The sequence below is a fragment of the Victivallis lenta genome (assembly GCF_009695545.1).
GTDB classification, from domain to species: Bacteria; Verrucomicrobiota; Lentisphaeria; order Victivallales; family Victivallaceae; genus Victivallis; species Victivallis lenta.
Genome location: NZ_VUNS01000007.1, coordinates 159,558 through 184,985 on the forward strand (window position 1 = coordinate 159,558; position 25,428 = coordinate 184,985).

At 63.3% G+C, this 25,428-nt stretch carries 18 protein-coding genes; 6 read left to right on the forward strand and 12 right to left on the reverse strand.

What is annotated here, in order from left to right; translation table 11 throughout:
* Positions 1–251: 251 nt before the first annotated feature.
* Positions 252–1,874, forward strand: a complete 1,623-nt coding sequence (locus FYJ85_RS08795; protein ID WP_154417944.1) for a hypothetical protein — start codon at positions 252–254, stop codon at positions 1,872–1,874.
* Here the strand turns inward: FYJ85_RS08795 and FYJ85_RS08800 are convergent.
* Both FYJ85_RS08800 and gatB read right to left on the reverse strand, forming a co-directional pair.
* A complete protein-coding gene (locus FYJ85_RS08800; RefSeq protein WP_154417946.1) occupies positions 1,859–2,473 on the reverse strand; it encodes a recombination protein O N-terminal domain-containing protein in 615 nt (204 codons plus the stop codon). The two genes, FYJ85_RS08795 and FYJ85_RS08800, sit on opposite strands and share 16 nt — an antisense overlap.
* Before the next feature lie 5 nt (positions 2,474–2,478).
* Positions 2,479–3,918, reverse strand: coding sequence for an Asp-tRNA(Asn)/Glu-tRNA(Gln) amidotransferase subunit GatB (gene gatB / locus FYJ85_RS08805; RefSeq protein WP_106054246.1), 1,440 nt, complete (start codon positions 3,916–3,918; stop codon positions 2,479–2,481).
* A 148-nt stretch (positions 3,919–4,066) separates the two neighbouring features.
* On the opposite strand from gatB, the gene FYJ85_RS08810 reads away from it, so the two are divergent.
* On the forward strand, positions 4,067–4,702 hold the full coding sequence (locus tag FYJ85_RS08810; protein WP_154417948.1) for a phosphopantothenoylcysteine decarboxylase domain-containing protein: 636 nt from the start codon (positions 4,067–4,069) through the stop codon (positions 4,700–4,702).
* Here the strand turns inward: FYJ85_RS08810 and holA are convergent.
* On the reverse strand, positions 4,683–5,756 hold the full coding sequence (gene holA / locus FYJ85_RS08815) for a DNA polymerase III subunit delta (RefSeq protein ID WP_206213059.1): 1,074 nt from the start codon (positions 5,754–5,756) through the stop codon (positions 4,683–4,685). The two genes, FYJ85_RS08810 and holA, sit on opposite strands and share 20 nt — an antisense overlap.
* 133 nt (positions 5,757–5,889) lie before the next feature.
* The gene (locus FYJ85_RS08820; protein ID WP_154417952.1) at positions 5,890–6,171 is read right to left on the reverse strand and encodes a TM2 domain-containing protein; all 282 of its coding nucleotides are present in this window, start codon (positions 6,169–6,171) and stop codon (positions 5,890–5,892) included.
* 194 nt (positions 6,172–6,365) lie between these two features.
* Between FYJ85_RS08820 and FYJ85_RS08825 the strand changes: the two genes are divergently transcribed.
* The 3 genes from FYJ85_RS08825 to pepF all read left to right on the forward strand — a co-directional run bounded on the left by FYJ85_RS08825 (position 6,366) and on the right by pepF (position 9,396).
* Positions 6,366–7,241, forward strand: a complete 876-nt coding sequence (locus tag FYJ85_RS08825; protein ID WP_106054250.1) for a PHP domain-containing protein — start codon at positions 6,366–6,368, stop codon at positions 7,239–7,241.
* A 92-nt stretch (positions 7,242–7,333) separates the two neighbouring features.
* Complete coding sequence (gene rpsU / locus FYJ85_RS08830; protein ID WP_106054251.1) at positions 7,334–7,501, forward strand: 30S ribosomal protein S21; 168 nt, start codon at positions 7,334–7,336, stop codon at positions 7,499–7,501.
* A gap of 119 nt (positions 7,502–7,620) precedes the next feature.
* Positions 7,621–9,396 carry an oligoendopeptidase F gene (pepF, locus tag FYJ85_RS08835; RefSeq protein WP_154417954.1) on the forward strand — a complete coding sequence of 592 codons (1,776 nt, stop codon included), beginning with the start codon at positions 7,621–7,623 and terminating at the stop codon, positions 9,394–9,396.
* A 102-nt stretch (positions 9,397–9,498) separates the two neighbouring features.
* Here pepF and hisC read toward each other — a convergent pair whose 3' ends face one another.
* The 5 genes from hisC to larB all read right to left on the reverse strand — a co-directional run bounded on the left by hisC (position 9,499) and on the right by larB (position 15,978).
* Complete coding sequence (hisC, locus tag FYJ85_RS08840) at positions 9,499–10,569, reverse strand: histidinol-phosphate transaminase (RefSeq protein ID WP_154417956.1); 1,071 nt, start codon at positions 10,567–10,569, stop codon at positions 9,499–9,501.
* Between the two features lie 12 nt (positions 10,570–10,581).
* A complete protein-coding gene (locus FYJ85_RS08845; RefSeq protein ID WP_106054254.1) occupies positions 10,582–12,189 on the reverse strand; it encodes a glycerophosphodiester phosphodiesterase family protein in 1,608 nt (535 codons plus the stop codon).
* A gap of 65 nt (positions 12,190–12,254) precedes the next feature.
* Entirely contained in the window at positions 12,255–13,445 is a 1,191-nt protein-coding gene (locus FYJ85_RS08850; RefSeq protein WP_106054255.1) for a D-alanyl-D-alanine carboxypeptidase family protein, read from the reverse strand.
* Between the two features lie 70 nt (positions 13,446–13,515).
* Complete coding sequence (locus FYJ85_RS08855) at positions 13,516–15,210, reverse strand: 2-isopropylmalate synthase (protein ID WP_106054256.1); 1,695 nt, start codon at positions 15,208–15,210, stop codon at positions 13,516–13,518.
* 21 nt (positions 15,211–15,231) lie between these two features.
* Positions 15,232–15,978, reverse strand: coding sequence for a nickel pincer cofactor biosynthesis protein LarB (larB, locus tag FYJ85_RS08860; RefSeq protein ID WP_106054257.1), 747 nt, complete (start codon positions 15,976–15,978; stop codon positions 15,232–15,234).
* 99 nt (positions 15,979–16,077) lie between these two features.
* Between larB and murD the strand changes: the two genes are divergently transcribed.
* Positions 16,078–17,337, forward strand: a complete 1,260-nt coding sequence (murD, locus tag FYJ85_RS08865) for a UDP-N-acetylmuramoyl-L-alanine--D-glutamate ligase (RefSeq protein ID WP_106054258.1) — start codon at positions 16,078–16,080, stop codon at positions 17,335–17,337.
* 33 nt (positions 17,338–17,370) lie between these two features.
* On the opposite strand, the gene FYJ85_RS08870 is transcribed toward murD, so the two are convergent.
* Genes FYJ85_RS08870 through FYJ85_RS08880 form a run of 3 tightly spaced genes read right to left on the reverse strand, consistent with a single transcriptional unit; the run spans position 17,371 to position 25,410 of the window.
* Positions 17,371–20,256 (reverse strand): DUF4091 domain-containing protein, encoded by a 2,886-nt coding sequence (locus FYJ85_RS08870; RefSeq protein ID WP_158704128.1) that lies wholly within the window; start codon positions 20,254–20,256, stop codon positions 17,371–17,373.
* 54 nt (positions 20,257–20,310) lie between these two features.
* Positions 20,311–22,329: a sodium:solute symporter family protein gene (locus FYJ85_RS08875; protein ID WP_154417958.1), complete on the reverse strand. Its 2,019-nt coding sequence runs from the start codon at positions 22,327–22,329 to the stop codon at positions 20,311–20,313.
* Positions 22,330–22,338: 9 nt separating this feature from the next.
* Entirely contained in the window at positions 22,339–25,410 is a 3,072-nt protein-coding gene (locus FYJ85_RS08880) for a glycosyl hydrolase family 2 protein (protein WP_154417960.1), read from the reverse strand.
* Positions 25,411–25,428: the final 18 nt, after the last annotated feature.

The following is a 25,428-nucleotide window of genomic DNA, read 5'->3' on the forward strand; positions in this document are numbered from 1 at the left end:
GATGCAACGCCGTCCGCAGCTCTCCCGGATGAGAGTTTCGGGGAACGTTTCGCCTTCAGAGCGGGCGGGGTCCCCGCGGCCTGAGGTTCCGCACTTTGGGAATCCGTCAGGACCGGACGGCCCTGGACCCGTGGACGGCAGGCAGTCTGTTCCTGCATAAACTTGCACACAGCATAATTTCCCGAAAAAAGTGGAGGAGCGGAATGCTCTTCCGCTTTCTTTTTCGCCGGTTTTGCGCTATATTCTCTGCCATGACTTATCTGTTTCAAAATCGGCGGAATTTTCAACTGCTGGCGGCTTTGCTGGTCATATTCGGCGCCACGCTCCGGGTTCCGGGGCTCGGCCGCGCGCTCGAATACGACGAGGTCTGGACGCTTGAGCATTATGTTTCGGCACCGCTCTCCGTCATCTTCACGGATCTCGCCGTGCCGAATAACCACCTGCTGCATTCGCTGCTGGCCAAACTCTCGATCAGCGTGTTCGGCGCCGGAGTGATCACGCTGCGGCTCCCGGCATTCCTGGCCGGAATCGCCGTGCTGCTGCTCTCGATTCCGGTCACGCTGCGGCTGACCCGCAGCCGGGGCGTGTCGCTGCTTGTGCTGGCCATGCTCGCGCTCAACATCCCGACGCTGCTTTACGCGCAGTCGGCGCGCGGCTACGAAATCCAGTTCGCGCTGCTGCTCGCATTCGCCTGGGGGCTCCTCTCCCTGACCGATGCGCACGGCCGGAAGAGCCCGTGGCCCGCTGTGTTCGGCAGCGCGGCGGCGGCCGTCGGCGCGGTCCTGACACTGCCGACCTCGGTGCTGTTTCTGATTCCGCCGCTCGCCTTTCTGGTCTGGAAGGAGCGGCGCAACCGGGCGGCGTGGACCGCCGCACTCCTGCCGGCCCTCTTCTGCGCAGTCTGGTATCCGCTGAACTGCGCCGCGTTCCGCGCCGGCCAGGTGTTCGGGGAAACGTTTGCGGCGCCGGGCGATTTTTTCGCCTTCGCCGCTTCGGTGCTCTGGGGACTGGCCGGCTGGATGCTGATTCCGCTCCTGCCGGGCTGTTTCAACCGGCGGCGGCTCGCGCTCCTGCCGCTGCTCGGAAGCATCATCCTGTTTCCACTGCTGGCGGCGCTGCTGACGCGCGGCGGCGGAGTCCGCGTCTATCTGCCGCTCGTCTACCCGCTTTCGCTGCTCGCGGCATTCGGCATCGCACTTCTCTGCCGCCGGTTCCGCCGCCGGGCCGGAAAAGCCGCGGTCGTTCTCGGCGCCGGGCTCCTGCTCTGCCTGAATGCGCATCAGAGCTATGAAGCGATGCGCGAGCCGGATCTCGCCGAGGTGTTCGCCCAGGCGAAGGAGCTGCCGCCGAATATTCTGCCGGTCTACCGCGGCAATGAAGCGGTCGCCGCCGAGTGGAACAACCGCCCGGCCATCACGCACGATCAGATCGAACGGATCCGCTATCGCGGGCGCAATCCGCGCTGCCTGCTTCAACTGGGGGAGCGGAACGGGTTGTCGGGACTCACCGAAGAGGGGCAGGAGGTTCTGCTTCCCCTCGGGGAGCCCGCCGAAACGGTAAAGCTCGAACGCTGCACGGGGCGGCTCTATCCGCTGACACCGCTGCGGAAGGCTCCCGAAGCCGGCAGCGTCGTCGTCGCCATCCTGCCGCCGCAGAGCGAATCGCGGCTGAGGATCAACGGGAGTGCGCTGCGCGCTTTGTGGCCGCGCCGGATCATGCTGAATCAGCCGATCCTCGCGCCGGTCGCGGACGCTTCCGGAACCAAACTGATCGCCCGGATTTTCGCCGTGCCGGCCGGCGATCTCACGCCGGCCGACTGGGAAAAGGCGCTTGCGCTGCGGAGCACGGAGATGCAGTTCTATTTCTGCAGATGATGGTAGTCGCAGAGGTCGCCGAGCCAGCGGTTCAGCGTCTTCCAGTAGTCGGGCCGGCATTCGGGCAGCGCCGAACATTCGACGCCGGCGGCCACGAGATTTTCGAGGAAATCGCTCTCCCTCTCGCTCTGCACTTCCGGCAGCATGCCGTTCTCATAAAGGTAGGTCGCACGGATGACGACCGCACACTGTTCCATGGTCCACCGCTCCGGCGCATCGGCCGGGCGGGAGAGCTGGTCGAGAATGCAGCGCAGCGCATCGTAGGTCAGCGGCTGCGGCACCGCCGGAACCGCATTCTTCAACAGAAAGCTGCCGATCCGGCCCGCGAGCTGGAAGTGCTTCGGATTGTCCGCCAGCGCATCGAATGCGGCGGCGAGTTCGAGCTGCTTCGCGGTGAAGAGATCGCTCGCGCCCTCCTCGTTGAATTCGACCTCAAGCTCGCGGAACAGGTCCGCCGCCGGGAACTTCTTCTCCGACAGCTTCTGCGCGCCGTTGGCGACCAGATTCAACCGCCCGTAATCGGGGCTGAGTCCGGAAAGCAGCAGCGCCGCTTCCTTGTACGGCTGCTTGGCGAGCACGATCATCTGGGTCGAAATCATACCGGTCAATCCAGCTGTTTCTTGAGCTCGGCGACGACGAGCTGCGGGTTCGCCTTGCCCTTCGAGAGCTTCATCACCTGCCCGACCAGGAACTGCAGCACCTTCGCATTGCCGCTCCTGTACTGCTCGACCTGCGCCGGATTCGCGGCGACGGCCTGCGCGACGACCTCGGCGATCGCGCCGGAGTCGCTGACCTGCACAAGCCCCTTCTCCTTCACGATTTCGGAGGCCTTCCTGCCGGTTTCGAACATCTCCGGAAACACCTCTTTCGCGATCTTGCCGTTGATGGTTTTCTGCTCGATGAGATCGACAAGCTCCGCCAGGTTCTCCGGCGTGACGCGGCATTCGTCGATCGGGCACTTCGCCTCGCCGAGCATGCGCAGCAACTCGCTGCCGATCCAGTTCGCAACGAGCTTGGGCGACTTCGACGCCTTCGCCGCGCGGTCGAACCAGGCGGCGAGCGCACGGTCCTGCGTCATGATTCCGGCGTCGTATTCCGTGAGGCCGTAGTCGCGGAGGAACCGTTCGCGCATCGCGGCGGGCAGCTCGGGCAACTCCGCCCGGATCGCCTCGATTTCGGCGTCGGTGAAGGTGACAGGCATCAGGTCCGGGTCCGGAAAATAGCGGTAGTCGTGCGCCTGCTCCTTTGTACGCATGAGATAGCTTTCGCCGGAGTCGTCGTTCCAGCCGCGCGTCTCCTGCCGCAGCGTCTCGCCGCGGTCGAGCAGTTCGGCCTGCCGCCAGATCTCATATTCGATGGCGCGGTGCGCGGCGCGGAAGCTGTTCATGTTCTTGAGCTCGATTTTCGTGCCGAACTCCTTCTGCCCGGCGGGACGCAGCGAAATATTCACGTCGCAGCGCATCTGTCCCTTTTCCATATCGCAGTCGCTGATTCCGCCGTACTGCATGATCTCCTTGATTCCGGCGAGATAGGCGTACGCTTCGTCGGCGCTGCGCATGTCGGGCTCGCTGACAACCTCGAGCAGCGGCACGCCGGAACGGTTGTAATCAGCGCCGGACGCGCTGCCCATATGGTTCAGTTTGGCCGGGTCCTCCTCAAGATGGATGCGGGTGATGCCGATGACCTTTTCCGGCAGCGGCTCGCCGGAGAAGCCGGTTCCTCCGATCCGGAGTTTGCCGCCCTTGCAGAACGGCAGGTCGAACTGGCTGATCTGGTAGTTCTTGACGAGGTCCGGGTAGAAGTAGCTCTTGCGGTCGAACTTGCTGAACTTTGCGATCTCGCACCCGGTCAGGAGTCCGGCCCGCACCGCCTTCAGGATCGCCTCGCGGTTCGGAACCGGCAGCGTGCCGGGATACCCGAGGCAGACCGGACAGGTCAGCGTGTTCGGCTCCGCTCCGTACCGGTTCGCACAGGAACAGAACATTTTGCTTTCGGTACGGACCTGGACGTGTATTTCAATGCCGATAACTGCTTCGTATTTCATGGTCTTTTCAGCTTAAAGGGTTGATGATTACTCTACTTAATGTAATGGAGAAGCCGCGCTTTGTCAATGGCGCCCGACGACTTTTCGATTGATTTCAGGCAATTCGAATGCTACCTTATGACGAAGCTAAAGAGAAGGAGCGATCCTGATGAAAGTATTGGTTACCGCCGGGCCGACGCGCGAGAAGATCGACGCGGTCCGGTTTCTGACGAACCGTTCGACCGGAAAAATGGGCTATGCGCTGGCTGAGGCCGCCCGCGATGCGGGGCACGAGGTCACGCTGGTTTCAGGGCCGGTTGCGCTCGCCGTTCCGCGCGGGATCACGCTGGTGCCGGTCGAGTCGGCGGCCGAAATGGCCGAGGCGGTGAAGGAGCGCGCGCCGCAGATGGCGCTCGTCATCATGTGCGCGGCCGTCGCGGATTACCGTCCGAAGCTGGTCGTCGCCGGGAAAATGAAGAAGCGGGAGGGCGATCTCGTGCTTGAGCTGGAACGCACCGAAGACATCCTGAAATCGCTCGGCCGGATGAAGCCGGACGGCCAGCTCCTCGTCGGCTTCGCCGCCGAAACCGACGACCTGCTGGCCAATGCCGCCGAAAAACTTGAAAAGAAAAATCTCGACTGGATCTGCGCCAACGATGTCGGCCGTTCCGACATCGGCTTCGGCAGCGATGAGAACTGTGTGACGCTGCTCGGGCGCGACGGCCGCCGCTACGGCATCGGTCCCGATACGAAACGCGCCGTGGCCGAAGCGATTCTCGAAATCGTCACTGACTCCGGGCAGTGAGTTTCAGAATCAGCTGCTCGAGCACGATCCGGCGGTCGCCGCCGCCGGAAACCAGGCTGCGGTTCGCGTTGCGGACCAGCTCGAGGTTGCGGACCAGTTCGGCATCGGTGAAGTTCGCGGCGCCTTCGCAGATTTTGAAGGCGCGGAACGGGTGCAGCTTCAGCAGCGAATTGTCCGGATACCTGTCGCGCAGCTCCTGCGGCAGCGAATCGAAGGTGCGCGCGTTGACCCGCGTGAGGTTCAGCTGCTGCATCGCAAGCTTGGTCTGAATCTGTTTCTGGAACTCGCCCGACAGTGCGGCCATGAGCCGCATCTCCGGCTCTCCCTGCGACAGCAGCACATCGAGCAGCCGCATCGCGGCAGGGATGTTGCGCGCCGTGATCGCGCCGGTGAACTCCCAGCTGACCGTCTCTGGCGTCCGGCTGCAGACCGCCTGGCAGTCGGCCAGCGTGATGCAGGGCGCTTCCCCGACATAGCAGGCCAGCTTTTCGAGCTCGTTGCGCAGCAGCCCGGAGTCGCCCGAGAGCGTCTCGGCCAGATACGCGGCCGCATTGCCCTCGATCCCTTTTCCGAGCTCCTGGCAGACGGCGCGGATGCTCATGCGGCGGTCCTCCGCATAGCGGCGGTCGTTGGTTTTCGGCAGGTTCAGGACCTCAATCTCGATTTTCGCGCTCTTCAGCGCCTTGCCGAACTGCTTGCGCATGTCGAGGTTGAATCCGTCGGCCAGCACGGTCAGCTCCTCCGACAGCGGCGCGGTCAGCAGCGACTGGACCTCGGTATAGACCGGAACCGGGTCCTTCGCATTGAAGACGTCGAAGTTCAGGAAGTGACGCAGCCAGACCAGTTTCGAGGCGCAGAGGAACGGCGGAGTGCGCATCGCTTCGAGGAAGCGGCGCGCGATTTCGTCCGGCTTGAGCGAGTCGCTGTCGCCGGGGATGATTTCGACGGCCGGATTCTCCTCGAGCGCTTCTCCGCCGAGTTCGATTGCGAGCGCCCGCGAACGCTCCTTGACCGCGAATTCATCGTCGCCTGTAATAACATAAAGTTTTCCCACGCTGCCGCTCCCGTTGATTTGCCGATTGCATAAGATAACCGTATCCCGGGCCGGTTTCAAGCCGGAACGGCACCGTAAACAGAAAAACGGCCGTCCTGCGACGGCCGTTTCCGCTCCGGATGCATCCGCCGGTTCAGAACCAGGGGCGCTGGCCGGCGATGTAGGTGCGGTAGAACTCCTCGTCGCTCTTGGTCAGGTAGAGGATTCCTTCGATCAGGCCGATGATGCTGATGATCGGGGCGACGAAACCGCAGGAGACGATCGACACCACCAGCATGATGATGCCGGCCGTGGTATATCCGAGATAAAATTTGTGAATGCCGAGGCCTCCGAGCAGAATGCCCAGAATTCCGGCGACGATTTTTTTGTTGTGGGCTTCTTCCAGCTGCTGAGGGGTCAACTGTTCCTGATCCATGATCCAGATTCCTTCGAATAAAGTTGAATAAACCGGGGGGAAATCTCGGCGCAGGTCCGTTTTCCCGTTATTATTATACTATTCCCCCGCCGCAATACAAACGCATCGCATAAAAATTTACGCAATATTGAGAAAATGGGCGAAAATACCCGGCTCCGGCGCGGTTCGGATTGAAAAAAACGCTCCGGAGTGGTATGTTTTCCCGCATGCGTTATATCGATTTACATGTACACAGCCGTTCGTCGGACGGGAGCGACACTCCCGCCGCGCTCGCCGCGCTCGCCGCGGAATCCGGTCTCGCCGCCGTTGCGCTGACCGATCACGACACGGTCGGCGGCGTCCCGGAATTTCTCGAAGCGGCCCGGGCGTTTCCGCAGCTCGAAGCGATCGCCGGAGTCGAGATTTCGACCGCCTTCAGCAGCCGTGAGCTCCATATCGTCGGGCTGTTCGTCGACCATGCGAATCCGCAGCTCGGCGAATTCCTCGGGGAGATGCGCCGCAACCGCGAGATCCGCAACGAGGCGATCCGGATCAAGCTCAATTCGCTCGGCTATCCGCTGACCTGGGACCATCCGGCGCTTGCGGCGGCGGGCGACACCGCTTCGGTCGGGCGCCCGCATTTCGCGCGGGCGCTGATGGAGAATTACGGCTTTCCGACCATGCAGTCGGTGTTCGACAAGCTCCTGAAGCGCGGCTGCCCGGCCTACGTGCAGCGGACGCTGCCGGACCCGGTGCGCGCGTTCGAGGCGATCCACGCCGCCGGGGGCGTCACCGTCTGGGCGCACCCGGTCTACCGCGAACGCAACGAACGCGCCTGGGCCCGGCGGGTCATGAAACGCTTTGCGCCGCTCGGACTCGATGCGGTCGAAGGGTATTACAGTTTATTCGGCCCGCACGAGACGGAGCTCGTCACCGAGCTGGCCGCCGCGTACCGGCTCGCCCTCTCCGGCGGCAGCGATTACCACGGGCTCAACTCCCCGAACCTGCGCATCGGCGTCGGCGCCGGCGGGCTCCGTGTGCCGGAATCGCTCCTTGCTCCCCTGAAGGAGCGTCTGCCGAAAAGCCATTAATTTCGTTCGACCGGGTTGCAATTTTGCCGCTTCCGTGATATATTGATTGATTATGTGATCAATCTAAAATCCGGTAAAGGGGGTGAATCTGCATGGATACCGAAGTTCGCGTCAAAAAAGGTGAAATCATCGACCGCGCTCTGCGCCGGCTGAAGAAAAAGCTCGACAAGGAAGGCACCCTCAAGGAACTTCGCAATCGGCGTCATTACGAGAAGCCGAGCGAAGTCAAGCGCCGGGAGGCGAAGCAGCGTCACCGCTGAGCTTTGCCGGATAAGAATCGCGCCGCAGTGAATCAGTCATTGCGGCGCTTCTTTTTTCTTGACGTATCCCGTCCCCGGTGTTACTTTATAAGAAATTCACAGGAGACAGAGGAGTTATCATGATCATTTCCGCAGAACAAACCTGGAATCTCGAAGCAATCTATCCGGACGCCGATGCGTGGGAGGCCGATTTCAGCCGCATCAGGCCGCTGGCGGAGGCGTTTCTCGCCTTTCGCGGCAGGCTGTCGGAAAGCGCCGCGACGCTCCGCAAGGCGATCGAGGCGCTCGACGACTTCGAGCGTCTCGGCGAAAAGGTGTACGTCTACGCCCACCTGCGCTCTGACGAAAACACCGCCGACAACACGAATCGCGCCCGGGTCGACCGCGTCGAAGCGCTGTTCGCCTCGCTCGCCGAAACCAGCGCCTGGTTCGACCCCGAAATCATGGCGATTCCGGATGAAACCATGAACTGTTTCCTCGACGCCCCCGAGCTCGCCCTCTACCGGCGGAGCCTGCAGGAGCTGCTGCGCGAAAAGCCGCACACGCTGAGCGAACCCGAGGAGCGGCTGCTCGGCACCCTCGGTGACGTGCTCGGCACCCCCTCGAAGACCTTCGGCATCCTGAACGACGCCGATCTCGATTTCGGCAGGATCAGGGGGGAGAACGGCAAAAGCCGGCCCCTGACCCACGGCAGTTACCGGCGCTTTCTCGAAAGTTCCGATCGCGAGGTCCGCAAGCGCGCGTTCCGGAAAATGTTCTCAACCTACCACAAATTCCGCAACACTTTCGCTTCGACGCTCGACGGCGTCGTGAAGCGCCATGTTACCGGCGCGAAAATCCGCCGTTACCCGTCGGCGCTCGAACAGGCGCTCTTTTCCGACAACGTCCCGGCCGAGGTCTACCGGAACCTGATTACGGCGGTCCACGGCAAGCTCGACGCATTTTACGATTATATGAAGCTGCGGCGCGAGGTCATGAAGCTCGACAAACTCGACATGTTCGACATGTACAACCCGCTCGTGCCCTCCTGCCGCAGGGAGTACACCTTCGCCGAAGCCGTCGATATCGTGAAAAAAGCGCTCGCCCCGCTCGGAAAGGAGTATGCGCGGAACCTCGAACTCGCTTTCTCCCAGCGCTGGGTCGATGTCCCGGAACGCAAGGGAAAACGCTCCGGCGCCTATTCAAGCGGCTGCTACGACACCTTTCCGTACCTGCTGCTGAACTACAACGGCACGCTGAACGATGTTTTCACCCTGATCCACGAGCTCGGCCACTCCATGCACAGCTTCTACTCGAATCAGGCGCAGCACTATCATTACGCGGATTACAGCATCTTCGTGGCGGAGGTCGCCAGCACCACCAATGAAATGCTGCTCTTCGAATATCTGCTGGCCGAAACCGACGACCGCGACTTCCGCTGCTACCTGCTCGGCCACCTCGCCGACGAGATCCGCGGCACGATCTACCGGCAGACGATGTTTGCCGAATTCGAGCTGCTGATTCACGAACTCGCGGAGCAGGGCGTCCCGCTGACCGCCGACCTCATGAACGAAAAATATTATGAGCTGAACAAACTCTACTACGGTCCGGAGGTCGACGCCGACCGGCTCATCGCGGTCGAATGGTCGCGCATTCCGCACTTCTATTACAACTTCTATGTCTACAAGTATGCGACCGGCATGTCGGCCGCCGTCAAGCTGTCGCGGAACCTCCTTTCAGGGGACCCCGCCAAACGCGAAGCCTACTTCGGCTTTCTGAAGGCCGGCGGCTCTCGGGACGTTCTCGACATCATGCGCAACGCGGGCGTCGACCTCTCCACCCCGGCTCCCGTCAACGCCGCCCTCGATTATTTCCACGAGACCGTCAAAAGGCTCCGGCGGGAACTGGCCGTTTAACCGTTGCACCGCGGGACTCGCAGGAGGCGCTTCCTCTTCCTGCGAGTCCCGCGACATGTTAAGAGCTTATCCCTGAATAAGCTCTAAGGGAGCTGAGTGGCGTCAGTTTGCGCCCGGATTCGCATAGATTTCCCGCAGGGCGGTGATGACGCGGTCCATCTCCTTCGGCGTGCCGATTGTGATCCGGACGTAATCCCCCGTCTCCGGCCCCCTGAAGTACCGCACGATGATCGCACGGTCCCGCAGCGCCCGGAAGCAACGCTCTCCGTCACGGTCCGGCGGCGCCGCAAAGACGAAGTTTGTCTGCGACGGAACCACCTGAAAACCGAGATTTTCAAGCCGCTCTGTGAAATCCTTCCGGATTGTTCTGATCTTTTCGCTGCACTCCTTCAGATAGGCGCGGTCGCTGAATGCCGCAAGCCCCAGCGCCTGCGTCATCCGGTCGAGGTTGTAGGAGTCCTTCACCTTGAACATCCCCGCGATCAGCTCCGGGGAGCCGACCGCAAACCCGAGCCGCAGCCCGGCCAGCGCATAGCTCTTCGAAAACGTGCGCGACACGATCACGTTCGGAAACTCCTTCACGAACTCCATGCAGTTGTCGTCCGCGAAATCCGCGTACGCTTCATCGAACAGCACGACTCCGTCGAAATTACGGCAGAGTTCGCGCATCGTTTCGAGCGGGAACGAATTCCCGGTCGGCGCATTCGGGCGCGTGATGATCAGCAGATTTGCCTTTTCCACCCGTTTGAGCAGGTCGCCGGGCAATTCGAATGTCCGGGGCGCAAGCGGCACCGGAATGACGGCCGCCCCCTGCATTTTCGCAAGCTCCGGGTAGAGCGAATAGGTCGGGTACAGACATGCCATCGGGAGCTCCGGCGATGTGAAGCAGCGGAACAGCATGGTCAGGATGTCGTCCGAGCCGTTGCCCGCAATCACATTTTCCCGCTTCAGGCCGAAAACTTCGGCGATCTTGTCGCGCAGCGCATCGGCCAGCGGGTCCGGGTAACGGCGCAGCCGCTCCCAGTCGAGCTCCGCAATCGCCCGCTTCACCGCCGGAGACGGCGGAAACGCGTTCTCGTTCGTATTGAGCTTGCACAGGTTTTCGAGCTTCGGCTGTTCTCCCGGGACATAGCCTTCCATCCCGGCGATTTCCGTTCTGAAATAGGATTTCATCGTTTTTATCCCTCAATCATCAGATTTATTGACTTTATTCCGGACGGCACGGGCGATTTGCAGATAGTTGTTGGTCAGCACCGTGTCGATCCCCATTCCGACCATCTCCGCGGCTTCGGCGGGAATATCGGACCAGAACATGTTGCACCGGATTCCGTGAGCGTGCGCTTCGTCGATCATCTCCCGGGTGAAGTGCGGCTTCATGAACTGGAGTTTCCGGCATTGGTACCGGATCGCGTTCTTCACGACATTCATCGGGTCATCCCCGGCCCCCATGCAGCGGATGAGCTCCGGCGCGGCTTCGAGCAGCGCTTCCATGACATCCGCCCGCCCGGTCACATAGACATGCCCGAGGCAGTCGTATCTGCGGACGGCGGCGTCGAGTTTCCGGATCGTTTCGCGGCTGAAATGTTCCGTGCCGGAAGACTTCACGTGCAGATTCACGATCACCTGGCGCGGAAACTGCCCGAGCACCTCATCGAGCGCCGGAATCCGCAGCCCTGCGAACGCTTCCGCATGGCGTGCGCCGAAATCAAGTTTACGGAGCTCCGCGAACGTCATCTCCCGGATCGAGCCGGTCCCGTTCGACGTGCGCTCGACGGACGGATCGTGTGAAACGACGGGAACGCCGTCCTTCGTCTCCCATACGTCGAGCTCAATCTCCGTCGCGCCGAGTGCGATCGCCGCTCCGAATGCCGGCAGCGAGTTCTCCGGCGCAATCGCGCTGAAGCCGCGGTGCGCGCAGACGCGCGGATACGGCAGCTTGTCGTCTCCGGGAATGACCGCGCTGCCGCAGGCGCGGTAACTCCACGGCGTGCGTCCCTGCTCGACGAAACGGTCGTTCGGGATCATGGCTCCGCCGAAGCTGTTTGAGCGCATGTATTTCCTGTGCGGGTCCCCGATTTCGCAGCTGAGCATTCCGATCTGCTGCCCGAAGCCGGCGAGGATGCGTCCGTCCGGTCCGGCGACCATCGAACAGCCGCCGTCCCTGCCTTCCCCCATGGCGACCGAGGCGCGCAGCACGAATGCGTTTGTATTGAAAGCGATGTTCTTCACCTGCATTTCAAGAATGTCCGCCCGCTCCGAGCGCTGGTGCGAGGAGACGAGCACGATATCCGGCTTCCGCGCCGCGATATGCGCGATGTACTCGTTGAAATAACAGTCGTAACAGGTCAGGAAACCGAGGCGGATTCCGTCCGCCTCCACGATCTCCGGCGGAAGATAGCCGAAGGTGTAGGCGTCGTCCATCATCTTCACCGCGGTTTCCGAAACCGGCAGGTGCTGCTTGTAATAATCCCCCGCGACATTGCCGCGGGAATCGAACACCCGGGTCGTGTTGCGGAAACTCCCGCCGATTTCGGCGACATAGTTGACTGCGACGATCGCCCGGCAGCGGCGCGCGGCGTCGACTGCCGCGCGGATCAGCCGGTCCGTATGGTTTTTCGCGTACGGAATGCACTCTCCTTTCGGAAACACCGTCGGCGCATTCGAATACTCCGGCAGCAGAATCAGATCGCAGCTTTCATCACACCTGCCAAGCGCATCGACGAGATATTCGACGGCTGCATCCGCCCGGTCGGGAGTATACGGGTATTCCGGCTGGATCGCACAGAGTTTCATGTTCACATCCTCTCTCTTGAGTAGAAAAGTTCAGGCGGGAAATTCCTTCCCGCCCTCATGTGTCGCTACTTCTTCTGCTCGAGCTCGGCGGCCCGCCTGTAACCCCAGTCGATCAGCTTGCGCGCGAACGGGTCGCGGCCGGAACGGGCGGATGGGAAACCGGTCACGCAGCCGACGATGCGGCGTCCGTCCCGCAGCACGCTGAAGGTCAGGCAGTAGCCGGCGTCGTCGGTGTAGCCGGTCTTGAGGCCGTCCACGCCGGGCCAGTGCGGATTGATCAGGCGGTTCGTCGCATTCAGCATGGTCCGTTTCTCCCCGGTCCGCATATAGTCGAGTTTCGTCGTGCTCCATTCGAGGTATTTCGGATATTCGAGGAGGCGTTCTCCGAGGAGCACCATATCGCGGGCGGTGCTGAGCGAGTTTCCCTTTTTCCGGTCCGGCAGTCCGCAGGGGCTGACGAAGTGGGTGCCGGTCATGCCGAGTTCGAGTGCTTTTGCGTTCATCTTCGTGATGAACGCTTCCTGGTCTCCGTTGCCGAAGAAGAGCGCAATCTGCACGGCCGCATCGTTGGCGCTCTTGATCGCCGCCGCCTTCATGAGATCCGACAGCGGCAGCGTCTCGCGCGGATCGAGCCAGACGATGCCGGTGCGCGCCACCTTCAGCACTTCGGGAGAGATTTTCACCGGGCTTTCGAGCGAAAGCGACGGATTGTCCTCCAGCGCTTCGAACGCGACCAGCAGCGTCATCATCTTGACCATCGATGCGATCGGCACCTGCTTCGACGAATTTTTCTCCCACAGCACGGTGCGGGTTCCGAGGTCGACCATGATTCCGGAGGTCGCCCCCCGGCTGCCCGGCACCTCTTTTTCGGAGAAATCCCCCGTTTTCGCCAGCGCGTAGTTGAACGGCTTGCCGAAGAGCGGATTCTCCGACGGCTTTTTATAACGGTAGACACGAGGGGGCCGGACCTCTTCCGGCTCGCTCTCCGGCTGCTGCTTGTCCCCGCCGCCGAACAGCCACGACCAGAAACCGCCGGATTTCTTCTTGTTCTCCGGCTGCCGCTCCGGCACGGCCGGCGCTGCCGGCTGCTGCTGCGCCGCCGGGGCCGCCGTCTGCTGCGTCTGCGTTGCGGCGGGCTCCTCTTCCGGCGTGCGGTGGGTCGCCACGATACAACTGATTGCAACGATGTGAATCAGAATGATGACCAGAAAAATGCCGCCCAGCAGTTTCCACCGGGCCCGGTTGACTTCGTTCATAAATCCCCTTCTCCTTATACGCAAGCGGCGCCGTGCCGCCGAATTTCCGATTCCGTCAGTCTGGTTCGCGTCAGTCGTGGAATACGCCGGCCGCCGCGGCCCGGTTCATCGCGCTGATCAGCGCGGCGATCGCCGCCCGGTCGATGTTCGAGTGCTCCCCGGCGCCGTAAACCAGGTGCTCGCCGTCCGGGCCGCAGCGCAGCCCGACAAAGGCGATGGCGTGCGCATCGGCGTCCTTGCCGAGCGAACGCTCCGAAAAATCCTCGAGCTTGAAGAACGGCATGAGTCCCGAGCTCTTCAGCGAATGGACCACTGCCGACAGCGGCCCGTTGCCCTGTCCGGTCAGCTCGTGCTTTTCCCCGCCGATGAACCAGGTGAAGGTCGCGCCGGAACGGTCGCCGACCGAAGCGCGCTGGTAGTTCTCCATCCGGTACGGCCCTTCGATGTTCACGAACGTGTCGTCCAGGATCTGCCGCAGGATTTTCGAATCGATCTCGCCGCCGGTCTCGTCGATGTACTTCTGAACCACCGCGCCGATTTCCGGATGCATGCTCTTCGGCGGATAGATGCCGAACTCCTTCTCCAGCACGTAGACGACGCCGCCCTTGCCGGACTGGCTGTTGATGCGGATCAGCTTCTCGTACTGGCGGCCGAGGTCGGCCGGATCGAGGTGCAGGTACGGAATCTTCCAACCCTGCCGGAAGAAGTCGCTGATCTCCGCGCGGTGTTCGAACCCCTTGCGGATCGCATCCTGGTGCGAGCCCGAAAACGCCGTGAAGGCGAGGTCGCCCGCGTACGGATGGCGCGGATGCACTTCGATGCCGGAGTTGCGCTCGACGATCCGGACGATCTCCGGCATGTCGCTGAACGAAAGCCCGGTCGGAACGCCGCGCGACTCGAGGTTCAGCGCGAGCACCGCGAGATCGAGGTTGCCGGTCCGCTCGCCGTGTCCGAAGATCGTCCCTTCCACCCGGGTCGCCCCGGCGAGGACCGCAAGCTCGCTGGCCGCCACGGCGCACCCCTGGTCGTTGTGAGCATGAATGCTGATCGCGGTCTCGGACAGATACGGATAGTTGCGGCAGAAGAGCTCGATCATATCCGCATACTGGTTCGGCGGACGGCGTTCGACGGTGGCCGGCAGGTTCAGGATGAAGCTCTCCGGCGTCGACGGCCCCCATTCCCGCTTGACCGCGCAGCAGAGGTCGAGCACGAAATCGAGATCGCTGTCGGTGAACTCCTCGGGAGAAAATTCATACCCGCAGACCTCTTTGAGTCCTTCGCGCTCAATCGCTTCGCGGACCATGCGGGTGCCCTCGATCGCCATCGCCTTGACCTCGTCCCGCGAATGGTTGAAGACGAAGCGGCCGTGCAGGTCGCTGGTCGGGACGTAGCAGTGGATCAGCGCCTTCTTCACGCCGCGCAGCGATTCGGCGGTCCTGTCGATCAGGTGCTTCCGCGCCTGGGTCAGAACCGAGATCGTCACGTCGTCCGGAATCAGGTTCTCTTCGATCAGCATCCGCACGAAGTTGTAGTCATCGGCCGAGGCGGACGGGAACGCGACTTCGATCTCCTTGAAACCGATTTTGACCAGCATGTTGAAGTATTCAAGCTTGTGGGCCGGGCTCATCGGCTCCGGGAGCGCCTGGTTGCCGTCGCGCAAATCCACGGAGGCCCATTTCGGGGATTGGGTGATGACCCGGTCCGGCCACTGCCGGTTTTCGATTTTTACCGGGTCCGGATAGCGATATTTCGGATAGCTTTCCATGATGTTACCGTATGTTGAAACTTATCTGATATGTTTGATCATTCTCGCGGCGGCGCAGGCGGCTCCGAACCCGTTGTCGATGTTGACGACGGTCACGCCGGAAGCGCAGCAGTTCAGCATGCCGAGCAGCGCCGCGACCCCGCCGAACGCCGCGCCGTAGCCGACGCTGGTCGGCACCGCGACGACCGGGCAGCGGACCAGGCCGCCCACCACGCTCGGGAGCGCGCCCTCCATTCCGGCGACCACGATGCAGACGTCCGCCGCGCGCAGCTTGTCGAGCGAGGCGAAAAGCCGCTCGATGCCGGCCACGCCGACATCGTTCAGGAGCTCGCCGCCGACGCCGCACGCTTCAAGCGTGTGGAGCGCTTCGCGGGCCACGCCCGCATCGCTGCTGCCGGCCGTGACGATCAGCACCCGCCCCGCCGTCTTATGCGGACCGCGCACCCGGAACGTCCGCGCGAGCGGATCGTGCTCGCCTGCCGGAAACGCTTCGAGCAGCGCCGCGCCGTATTCCGCCGGAATCCGGGTGACCAGCACCGATCCGGTGCGGCCGAGGATTTCGGGGACGATCGCAAGCAGCTGGTCGAGACTCTTTCCCGCGCCGTAGACGAATTCCGGGAAGCCGCAGCGCTCCCGGCGCGCGTGGTCGATTCTCGCTTCGGCGAGTTCGCCGACCGCACCGGCCGACGCGGCCAGTTTCGCCACGGCTTCCGCGAAGCCGAGGCGCCCCGCCGCGGCATCCTCCAGTATTTTATCTTTCGCGTTCATAATGAATTAAAGAATATAACTTGCGGCCGCCGAAATATCAAGTTATATTAAGGGGGTTAACCGAAAAAAAAACGTCATCGAAACGCCGAAGGAAGCACCATGCAGCACTGTCTGATTCTCGGCGGCGGACTCTCCGGAAAAGCGGCCGAACGGCTGGCCGTTTCGCTTGGGTTCTCCGCCGCGGTTTTATCCGATTCCCCGGGGCTGGACGCCGACGCCGCCGTCGCTCCGGCCGATCTTGTCGTCACGAGTCCCGGCGTGAAGCCGCTCACTTCTCCGCTCTGGCAGGCTGCGATGCGCCGCGCGGCGCGGGGAGAGTGCGAATTTCTGAGCGAGCTTGAGTTCGGTTTCCGCCACTGGCCCGGCCGTGTGCTCGCGGTTACCGGGACCAACGGGAAAACCACGACGACGGAACTGACCGCCGCCCTGCTTTCGGCTGCCGGAGTCGACGCGCGCCCGGCCGGGAATATCGGTTATCCGCTCTCGGACCTCGCGGCCGACCTGCGCGAAGGGAAGCTCTCCGCCGAAGCGCTGCCGGTCGTCGAAGTCAGCTCGTTCCAGCTCGAACGCTGCGACACTTTCGCACCGTATGCGGCGGCGCTGCTGAATCTCGAGTCGGACCATATCGACCGCTATGCGGGCGGCTTCGGCGAATATGCAGCGGTGAAAAGGCGGATTTTCGACCGGGTCGCTCCGGAAAACCGGGTTTACGGACTCTCGATGGATTCCCCGTCGCCGCGCCGCGTGACCCTCTGCGGCGAGGCGTTGATGGTTGACGGCGACGAAGTGCTGATCGATCTCGGGGACACGGCGCTCTCAGCCCCGCACAACCGTGAAAACCTCGCGGCGGCGGTCGAACTCTGTCTGCGGGTCCTTCCTGCCGAAGCGGTGTTGTCGCCCGAATTCCGGCTGGCGGTCCGCACCTTTCATCCCGGGCGTCACCGGCTCGAGGCCGTGCATGAGGCGGCGGGGGTGCGTTTTGTGAACGACTCGAAGGCGACGAACCCGGCTTCGACCGTCGCCGCGCTGCGGTCGACACCGGGAATGGTCGTGCTGTTGCTCGGAGGGCTCGACAAGGGGATGGATTTCTCCCCGATCGCGCCGTTTGCGGACCGCATCCGCTTCGCCGTGCTGTACGGCGAATGCCGCTCGAAGATCGCGGCCGCGCTGCCGCCGTCGGTTCCGACGGCGGACTGCGGCATGGATTTCGCCCTTGCGGTCGGGACCGCCCGCGAACACGCCCGGAGCGGCGACACCGTGCTGCTCTCTCCGGCCTGTGCGAGCATGGACATGTTCAGGGACTACAAGGAGCGCGGCGACCGGTTCACGGAGTACGTGAGAAACGGCGCGGAGCCGTAATCCGGTGCCGGCCGCCCCGGGATTGCGCGGGGGCTATTTCCCGTTCAGCCGTTCAATCGCCCGCGCGAGTTTCGCGCGGTGGCGTTCGAGCGCATCCGGGAGCTTGTTGTATTCGTACAGGCTGACGGCCACGTCGGCAGGCACTTCGAGCAGGGCTTCGAACTGCTTCCGTTCGGCGGGAGTGAGTTTCGAACGTTTTTCGGCCAGCGCTTTTTCGAGGATTTTGAAATATTCGACGTCTTCGAGGCCGTCGCGCCAGGCGGTCAGCCGCAGCGATGTGACCGGATCGGAGAGAAGCGGCCCGGTTCCGGGCTCGTAGGCGGCCCGCGGCGGATAGACCAGCAGCCCGTCGCCGTTCCCGAACTCATTGCCGGACTCGTTGAAGAACACCGGCGTTTCGTAGACGTTGCGGGCCGGATATCCGGGCGCTTTCATCGCGTCGCACCAGACGGTCGAGGACCAGTAGAGGGTTCCGGCCATGTCGTACCGGCGGGTCTGCCAGAGCCAGGTGCGGAACTCCGCGCCGCCGTGGTCGATGAACCCGGTCGTGTACGGCGCGCGCGGCCCGGTGCAGACGTACCACCAGAGCTCCTCGCCCTTCCGGCGGCAGGCGTCGGCGGTGAAATCGACGTAGTGATTGCTGAGGAAGGCCCAGATGTCGAGGCGGGGGCGCCAGCGCTCCTGCACCCAGAACGGCGTCATCATGAGTTTCAGCTTCGGCGCGTATTTCCGGTAGCGGTCGAGGCAGCGGTCCGCGTCGGGAAAGACATTGACGTGCGGCTCGTCCCAGGTGTAGACGAAGCCGGTGTCGAGCAGGCCGTTCTCCTCGTAGAATCTTTCATACTGCCGGGCGGCGGAGGCGAACTGCGCCTCCTGCTCCGGAGTCATGGGGTCGCTGAGGCGCTTGATGCCGGGAGGAAGCGGAATGCTGATCACGAAGCGCTTGAAGTGATAGGTCGAAAGAACGCGCTCAAGCTCCCTTTTGTATGCGGAGAAGTCGATCTTCACCTCGTCCGAGCCGTCTTCGGGCCAGGTGACGGCCGGATGGTCGAACGGCGTCGGGTCATAAGGCGAGACATGGCTGTCGGCGAACAGCTTGAGGTACCGGTTGTAAGCTTCGCGTTTCTCCGCATCCGTCCCGAGCCGCTGAAGTTCGGCGATATAGCGCGGCGCTAGCTCGCTGGTCGCAGTGGTGGAGAGGGTGTCCGGCAGCGCGAAATCCCAGACGCGGACCGTGACCGGAAGCTTCACGGCATCGGCGCCGAGTTTCAGCTCGAAATTCCCGCGATAGAGTCCGGCCGGAGTGTCGGGAGCGGTTTTGACGGTGACGAGCAGCGGCGTGTTTTCACCGGGGCGGACGGCGGCCGGGCCGCTGACGGGCGAGGCCGGGTCGGTCCAGAATCCGGTCGTGCCGGTCTCGTCGGTCGGATTCGTGATGAACAGGTATTCGACCAGCCGGACGTCAAAGAGGTTCGCCGGCAGCACGTCCCCGGATTCGCTGACCAGATCGCGCGGAAGGAGTTCGGCCGGCTGTTCCGGGCCGGTTCCGCGCAGCACGAGCTGGCGGGAAGCGGATTCGTTGCGGGCGAGTTCCAGGGCGAGCGCTTCCGCCTCCGCCTCAGGCGCGGGCCGCCGGCGGTTGACGTGGTAGGAGGAGCTCGCGCTCCAGAGTTCGGCGCCCGCCGGGGCGGGTTTCAGTTTCACGCCGTGGGCGAGGTCGTCGATGACGGGCAGATTCGTATCGGCGCGGAGCAATGTGCCGAGCTGCGGATCGGTGAAGGTCAGCACGCGTTCGCCGGTTTCCGGCAGCGTGGAGACGATGGTGACCGTCTCGCACTCCTGCGGCGCGACGGTGACGGCGTCGGCCGCGGCGCGCTCGGTTCCGTTGTCCCTGAGCGCAATCCGGAAAGCCTGCGGCGTCTGGCCGGGGTTGACCGCGTCGAGCGTGAAAATGCAGCGCATGGTTTCCGGATCAAAGCCGATCTTTCTGAGGGAAAGATGCGGTTTCGTTCTATCCGCGCTCTCCACGAAGAAGGTGCGTCCCGCCGTGTGCAGCGGGCGGCCGTCGACGGCCGCCGAGAGCCGGGTATGGTTCAGGCGGCCCGGCATGGACGGGTCGAGCGGCGTCAGCCGGAGATGGAGCGCGGCGGAAGAGTCGTTTTCGCCGAGCAGCCGGAACGGCGCGCCGTTTTCCCGGTGTTCGCCGATTACGGTATAATTCACGCCGTCGCGGGAGAATTCGATCCGGGTGTTCGAGCCGTTGTAATGGAGTTTTGCGCCGGTGAATTTGCGTCCCGGCAGCGCGTAGCGCAGCACGAGCGGGTTTTCGGCGGTGAATTCGGTCCGCCTCCCGACGGTGGCGACATCCTCGTTCGCATAAAAGGTGTTGCCGAAAATCGCTTCGTGACGGCGCAGCGGCGTGTCGCCGCCGACGGTGGCGGCAAGCGGAGTCACCGGGCGCAGAACGAAGTTTCGCATCCGGACGCTGCCGGTATGGTCCTTCTGGCCGCAGCGCAGAAAATCCGCACCGTCCGCGAGCGTTTCGGGCGCCTGGAAACGCCAGGTGACATGCCGCCGGACGGCCGTGGGCTCCCACAGCTCTTCGCGCCGGAACGGCAGCTCGACGAACGGCGCGCCGACCGGCCACTCCCGGAATTTCAGCTCCGTGCTGAATTCGAAGTCGAGCGCGTACCAGCCGCCCGGCCGGAATCTGCCGGTCCGCAGCCGTGCTTCGCTTTCGCCGTTGCCGCTGCCGGTGAACAGCAGTTCGGGCACGCCGTCCGACATGGTCTGCTTCGCCGTGTTCCATTCATTGCTGCCGGAGAGCTTCCAGTCGGCGGCGCCGGCCAGCGCGGCGGAAGCCACGCCGAGCACAGTCAGGCCGTGCCGCAGCAGGCGGTTGTCGATCGAAAGATTCATGGGTTCATTCTCCTTGTTGTTTCGGGTTGAATACGGCATTGCGGCGATGGCGGTTCAATCATCTTTGCGGGGCTCGGGGACATATCCGTCGTCCTGCGAACGGGTCAGCGCGCTCAGCCGGCGGTACATTTCGCGCAGGTCGCGGATGCCGCCCCAGGTCATCCAGACCGCCGTGACCGGCGCCAGAACGACGTGAACCATCAGGTAGAACATCATCCAGTTGAACCACATGCCGTCGTCCCACGGCTTGAATCCGGCGGCGGGAAGTGCGAATGCGATGATGTTGTAGAGCGTGATGACCACGAAGCAGACCGTCCAGAACGCCGTCCAGCTGAAGACGGAGACCGAAACGATCTTGTCGCGCAGCGTGAACTCCTCGTCGAAGCCGAGGAACAGCCGTTTGCACCAGCCGATCTTCCGGGCGTTTTCGACGCGGAGCGCGGTGTCGGCTTCGGCGTACCTGCCGCGGTGCAGCATCCTGTCCATGTTGAACGGCTTGCGGCAGGTCAGGAGCGAGACGAGGACATAGACGCTCCCGGCGCAGAGCACGGCGACGAGACTCAGCCAGGCGCCGTTGACCGGGCATTTGTCCGCCGCTTCCTGCAGAACGGTTGAGTTCGGGAAGATGCCGAGCAGGAACTGCCGCGCCGCGTGCCAGCCGCGCGCATCCATGAGCACGATTCCCGCCAGCGAAAGAAACGCGCCGGCGGCCACGCCGCTCCAGGCTCCGGCCCGCGTTCCGCGCTTCCAGTAGAGCCCGCCGATGATCGCGCAGCCGGCTCCGGCGCTGAAGAAGGTTCCGGTGATCATCTGGAACATGTTGATGTATTCGTTCTGCCGATAGCAGAGGCTGAAGACGAAGCCGAAGACCGCCACGCCGAGGATCGCCAGGCGCAGGAGCAGCAGATGCAGCCGGGCGGAAACCGGTCTGCCGTAGAGCGGCAGGACGATGTCCTGAATGAAGATCGATCCCCAGCTGTGCAGGTAGGTCGTGTCGGTCGAGAGCATGAAGAAGAAAGCGACCGCGGCGAAGAGTCCCTTGATTCCGGCCGGAAGGAACGAACTGGTCGCCATCGGCATCGCCATCTGGTCGGCGTTCTGCGCGGAGTAGGAGGCGAGCTCGCCGCTGATGGCAAGCTGTTCCGACGCGAAGGCGGGGTGGGTCAGGAACGTGTAGGCGCCGAGCGAGATCATCGCCGAGAACATCGTGATCGACAGCATCCGCCAGGTCGAGAGGATGTTGCCCATCTTCGCCTCGTGCGGATTCAGCGCCGAAGCCGAGTAGCCCTGGTTGCCCTGCCAGGAGCCGTAACCGTAAACCATGACGATGAGATTGATCAGGATGAACCAGATGTTGAAGTCGCTGACCTCGAAGGAGTCGAACGGATTCACATAGGACTGTCCCGGCGGCTGCGCAAGCATGGCTTCGCGGAACTGCTCCATCGAGAAGATGCAGACCACCGAGATGCCGACCACCACGCACATGAAGTAGCCGAACAGCGACTGGATCATGTCGGTGATCATGTTCTGCACCTGGCCGCCGCTCATGGTGATGACCGCGGCGCTGCCTAGAAACAGCACCATGAGAACCGGGTAGAGCGGAATGCCGCCGATTTCGCGCGGCAGCCCGAGAAAGGCGATGAAGAAGTGCGCGCCGACCGCCGGGAAGATGCCGAAGTTGATGATTCCGGCAAGCCAGCAGAGAATCCCCATGACCACGCGGAATGCGCGGCAGTAGCGGATTTCGAAGAACTGCGCAAGCGTCAGCACCTTGGTCTGGCGGTAGCGGTAGTAGACGAAGCCGGAGAGGCTCAGGATGGTCATGGCCAGCGTGATGACCTGGCCCCACCACGACACCGCCCAGCCGGCGTGGCGGAAATTCTGCATGGCGACCGCCAGCGTGATGAGGCCCATCCCGGCCATGCCGTTGGCCGAGGAGAGCAGATAACGCCCGCCCGTGCGCCCCGCCGCGAGGAAATCGGCCACGCTGCGGATGTACTTCTGCGAGTGGAAGCAGAAAACGGCGATTACGGCAATCGGAATCGAGAAAAGGAACCAGTCGATCGGCTGCATGTTCAATCCTTATGCTTGGAGCTTATTCCTGAATGATGACATTGTGTCTTGGCGGGCATCGCTGCATATTCGGCGCCTCGCTTTCCCGGTTCCTTGTTCGGGGATAAGTTTCTGGGAGACGGTGATGCGGCTGCCGCGCGCACCGGTCGCGACGACGCAGTAGCCGGCGTCGTACGGCGGCGGTTCCTGCGGCGTCACGCCGTTGGGCTCTCTGCTGAACGAAAGGGGGCCGACGCTGCGGCTTTCGCCCTCGGACAGATGGAACGGGCCGAGCAGGTTGCGCAGCGAGGTGGTCAGCTCCAGCGTGACGGTGCAGCCGCCCGGCCGCAGCTGCGCGGCGCAGTCGCGGCTTTCGAACGGCTCGCACCAGGCGAAACCGCACGCGCGGCCGTCGACGGAGAAACGGACCGAATTCGCGCCGTCGAGTCCGGTTTCGATTTGCGCCCGTGCGGCGGTTTCCGGCAGTTCGCATGCGAAGTCGAGTGCGAGTTTCCCGGCGAAGAACGGCAGTCCGTTCTGAGCCAGCCGGGCCGGGTCGATCCGTTCCGGCAGCGCTTCGAGCCGGAAGCTTCCGGATTGGCGCAGTGCGCCGTGCGGCAGTTCCCGCCACTCGCCTGCGCCGGAAACGCCGAATTTCCCGGCGAGAAAGAGCGGTTCGATCTCAAGATCGAACGCGAGCCGGTTGAATTCGGTTTCGAACCGCCCGGCCCGGTCGAGATCGTCATAGACCTGCTCGCCCTGCCCGAAACGGACGGCGAGTTCGATCGTGTTGCCGCCGCGCCGCACCGCGCCTTCCGGCAGCGCCACGCGGCGGAAAGCGCGGTCGAATACCGTACCGCACGCCTGCGCCGGGACGTCGATGCCGTTGAATCGAAGCCGATAGCGCTCCGGCTCCTCCATGACCAGCGAGAGCGGCGTGTCCGGGGCGAACGTTTCACCGGTTTCGAAGCGGAAGCGCATGACCAGGTCGCACGGGCGTCTCAGCGCCAGCAGCCGCCACTGGATCGAGCTGACGTCGGCGTCGATGAAGGCGCCGCCGTCCACGCTGTAAGCGGCCCGGTCGAGCGGCAGAAAATTGTCGTTCAGCAGCCGGAGCCGCGCTTCGGCCGGGAGAGGCAGCGCGGCGGTCTCCGGCACGGTTTCCGGCACCGGCGCGGCGCCGGCGGTTTTTCGCGCCCGCAGCAGAAGCGTTCCGGCGGGAGGGAACGTGTAATGGAAGCGAGTTCCGTCCCGCAGGGGGAACGGGTCAGGTTCCCCCGTTTCGGGGTCGATGCGTTCGAGCGAGGCGAAGGGCTCCGGCAGCGTGATTTCGGCCTCTGCGGCCGCCGTCTCGGCCGTGTTGACCAGAAAGTAGATGACGCCGTCGTCGTAGATTCGCCGCGTGGCGCGGACGGTTCCGGCGCCGGAGACGGAGAGGATGCCGCGAAACGGCAGCTGGTCGGGCAGCTCCGGCAGCGCTTCGAACCAGGCTGCGGTTTCGGCCGGAGCCGGTTCTCCGTCGACCAGGAGCGCATGCCGTTCCCCGCTGCGCCAGATCGGGCCGGGAAATTTCCGCAGCAGTTCGAGAACGGCCGCCGGGAAGTTCACGGTTTCCGGGAGGATGACCTGCCGGTAGCGGCAGCAGCCGAGCTGCAATGTCCCGTCCGCAGCGCAGGCTCCCGATGCGGCCAGCATCGACTCGTCGGCGTAGTGGAACGGGACGAAGTTCCGGTACAGCCGTTCCGACAGCGACTCGATGGAGCGGCAGAGCGGAGCGATCCGTTCATCTTCCATCCGGTCGCGGTAGAGCGCCCAGGCCGAGCTCTGGCTGTGCAGCACGAGGGTATCGACCGGATTCTCTCCTTCGGCCAGCAGCCGGTTCAGCCGCGCGAACGCATCGTTGAGCTGGCGGTAGTCCGGCCACCACGGCTGATGCGGCGCAAGGGAGGGCGGGTAATCCCGCTTGCGCATGCCGCGCAGCGAATAGCTCTGCAGATGGGTGCAGAGAAAGTTGATTCCGAGCAGCTGCATCTGCGAATAGAGGTGCTTCATGCCGCGGAAGTTCAGATTCCAGCCGCACATGGCGAACGCTTCGGCCATCACGCGCTTTCTGCCGGACTGCGCCGCCGCGCTCGCCGGCTGCGTGAAGACATAGACGGAGGGTTCGGCGAAGCCGAGCCAGTCCGCGCCGGGAATGGTGTAATGCCGGTAATGGGGCATGACCGCCCCGTTGCTGCAGACTGCTTCGGCATAATTGATCTCCTGCACCTGATGGCCGGTGAACTCCCAGCCGTGCGTTCTGCACCACGCGCCGATGCGCCCGGTGTAATTCCGGGAGAACAGCTCCGCGACCAGGCCGTAAAAGCGGATGCGGAACGCGGCGGCTCCGGGCAGGTCCAGCCGGAGCATCGGCAGTTCCGGCGTCAGCTCGCGCCCGTAACGTCGGCGGTAGGCGGCGTTCAGCGTCGGCGACCAGACCGGCCTGCCGATGACGACCTGCGGCTCGTCGGTGAAAATCCCTTTGATCCGGCGGCACAGTCCGGCGCCGAGCGTGTCGAAATAGCGCTGGTGGGTGACGGCGAGAAACTTCTCCGTCACGGCCGGATTCAACACATCGACATAGAACGGGTTGACCTCATACGTGATTTCGAGGATCTCTCCGGCTGGCAGTTCGGAAGGGTCCGAACCGAGATAGCGGCTGCCGTCGGGCGAGTAAAGGCCGGCGACCTGTTCCACGGCGCACTCCTCCCGCCGGACCGTGCGGAAGCGCAGGAACTTCTGCCGGAATTCGTCTCCGGAGGCGTTGACCTCTCCGCCGCCGAAGCCGGAGGGCCAGCCGATCTCGTCGTAGAGCCAGGCGTCGAGTCCGAGCCGTTCCGCTTCGAGGATGCACGCCTTTACGCATTCGAACCAGCGTTCGCCCATGTAAGGTGTTTTCAGCCCGCTTCTCGCGTGCATGAAGAATCCTCCGAGTCCGGCCTGCTTCATGGCGCGGATCTGGCGGACGAGTTCATCGGGTTCGAGCTCGTCGTTCCAGCTCCAGAAGGGAACCGTGCGGTATTCGTTCGGAACCGGTGCGGTTGTTTTGCAGGAACAGGTCATTGTTTGCCGTTTTGCTCC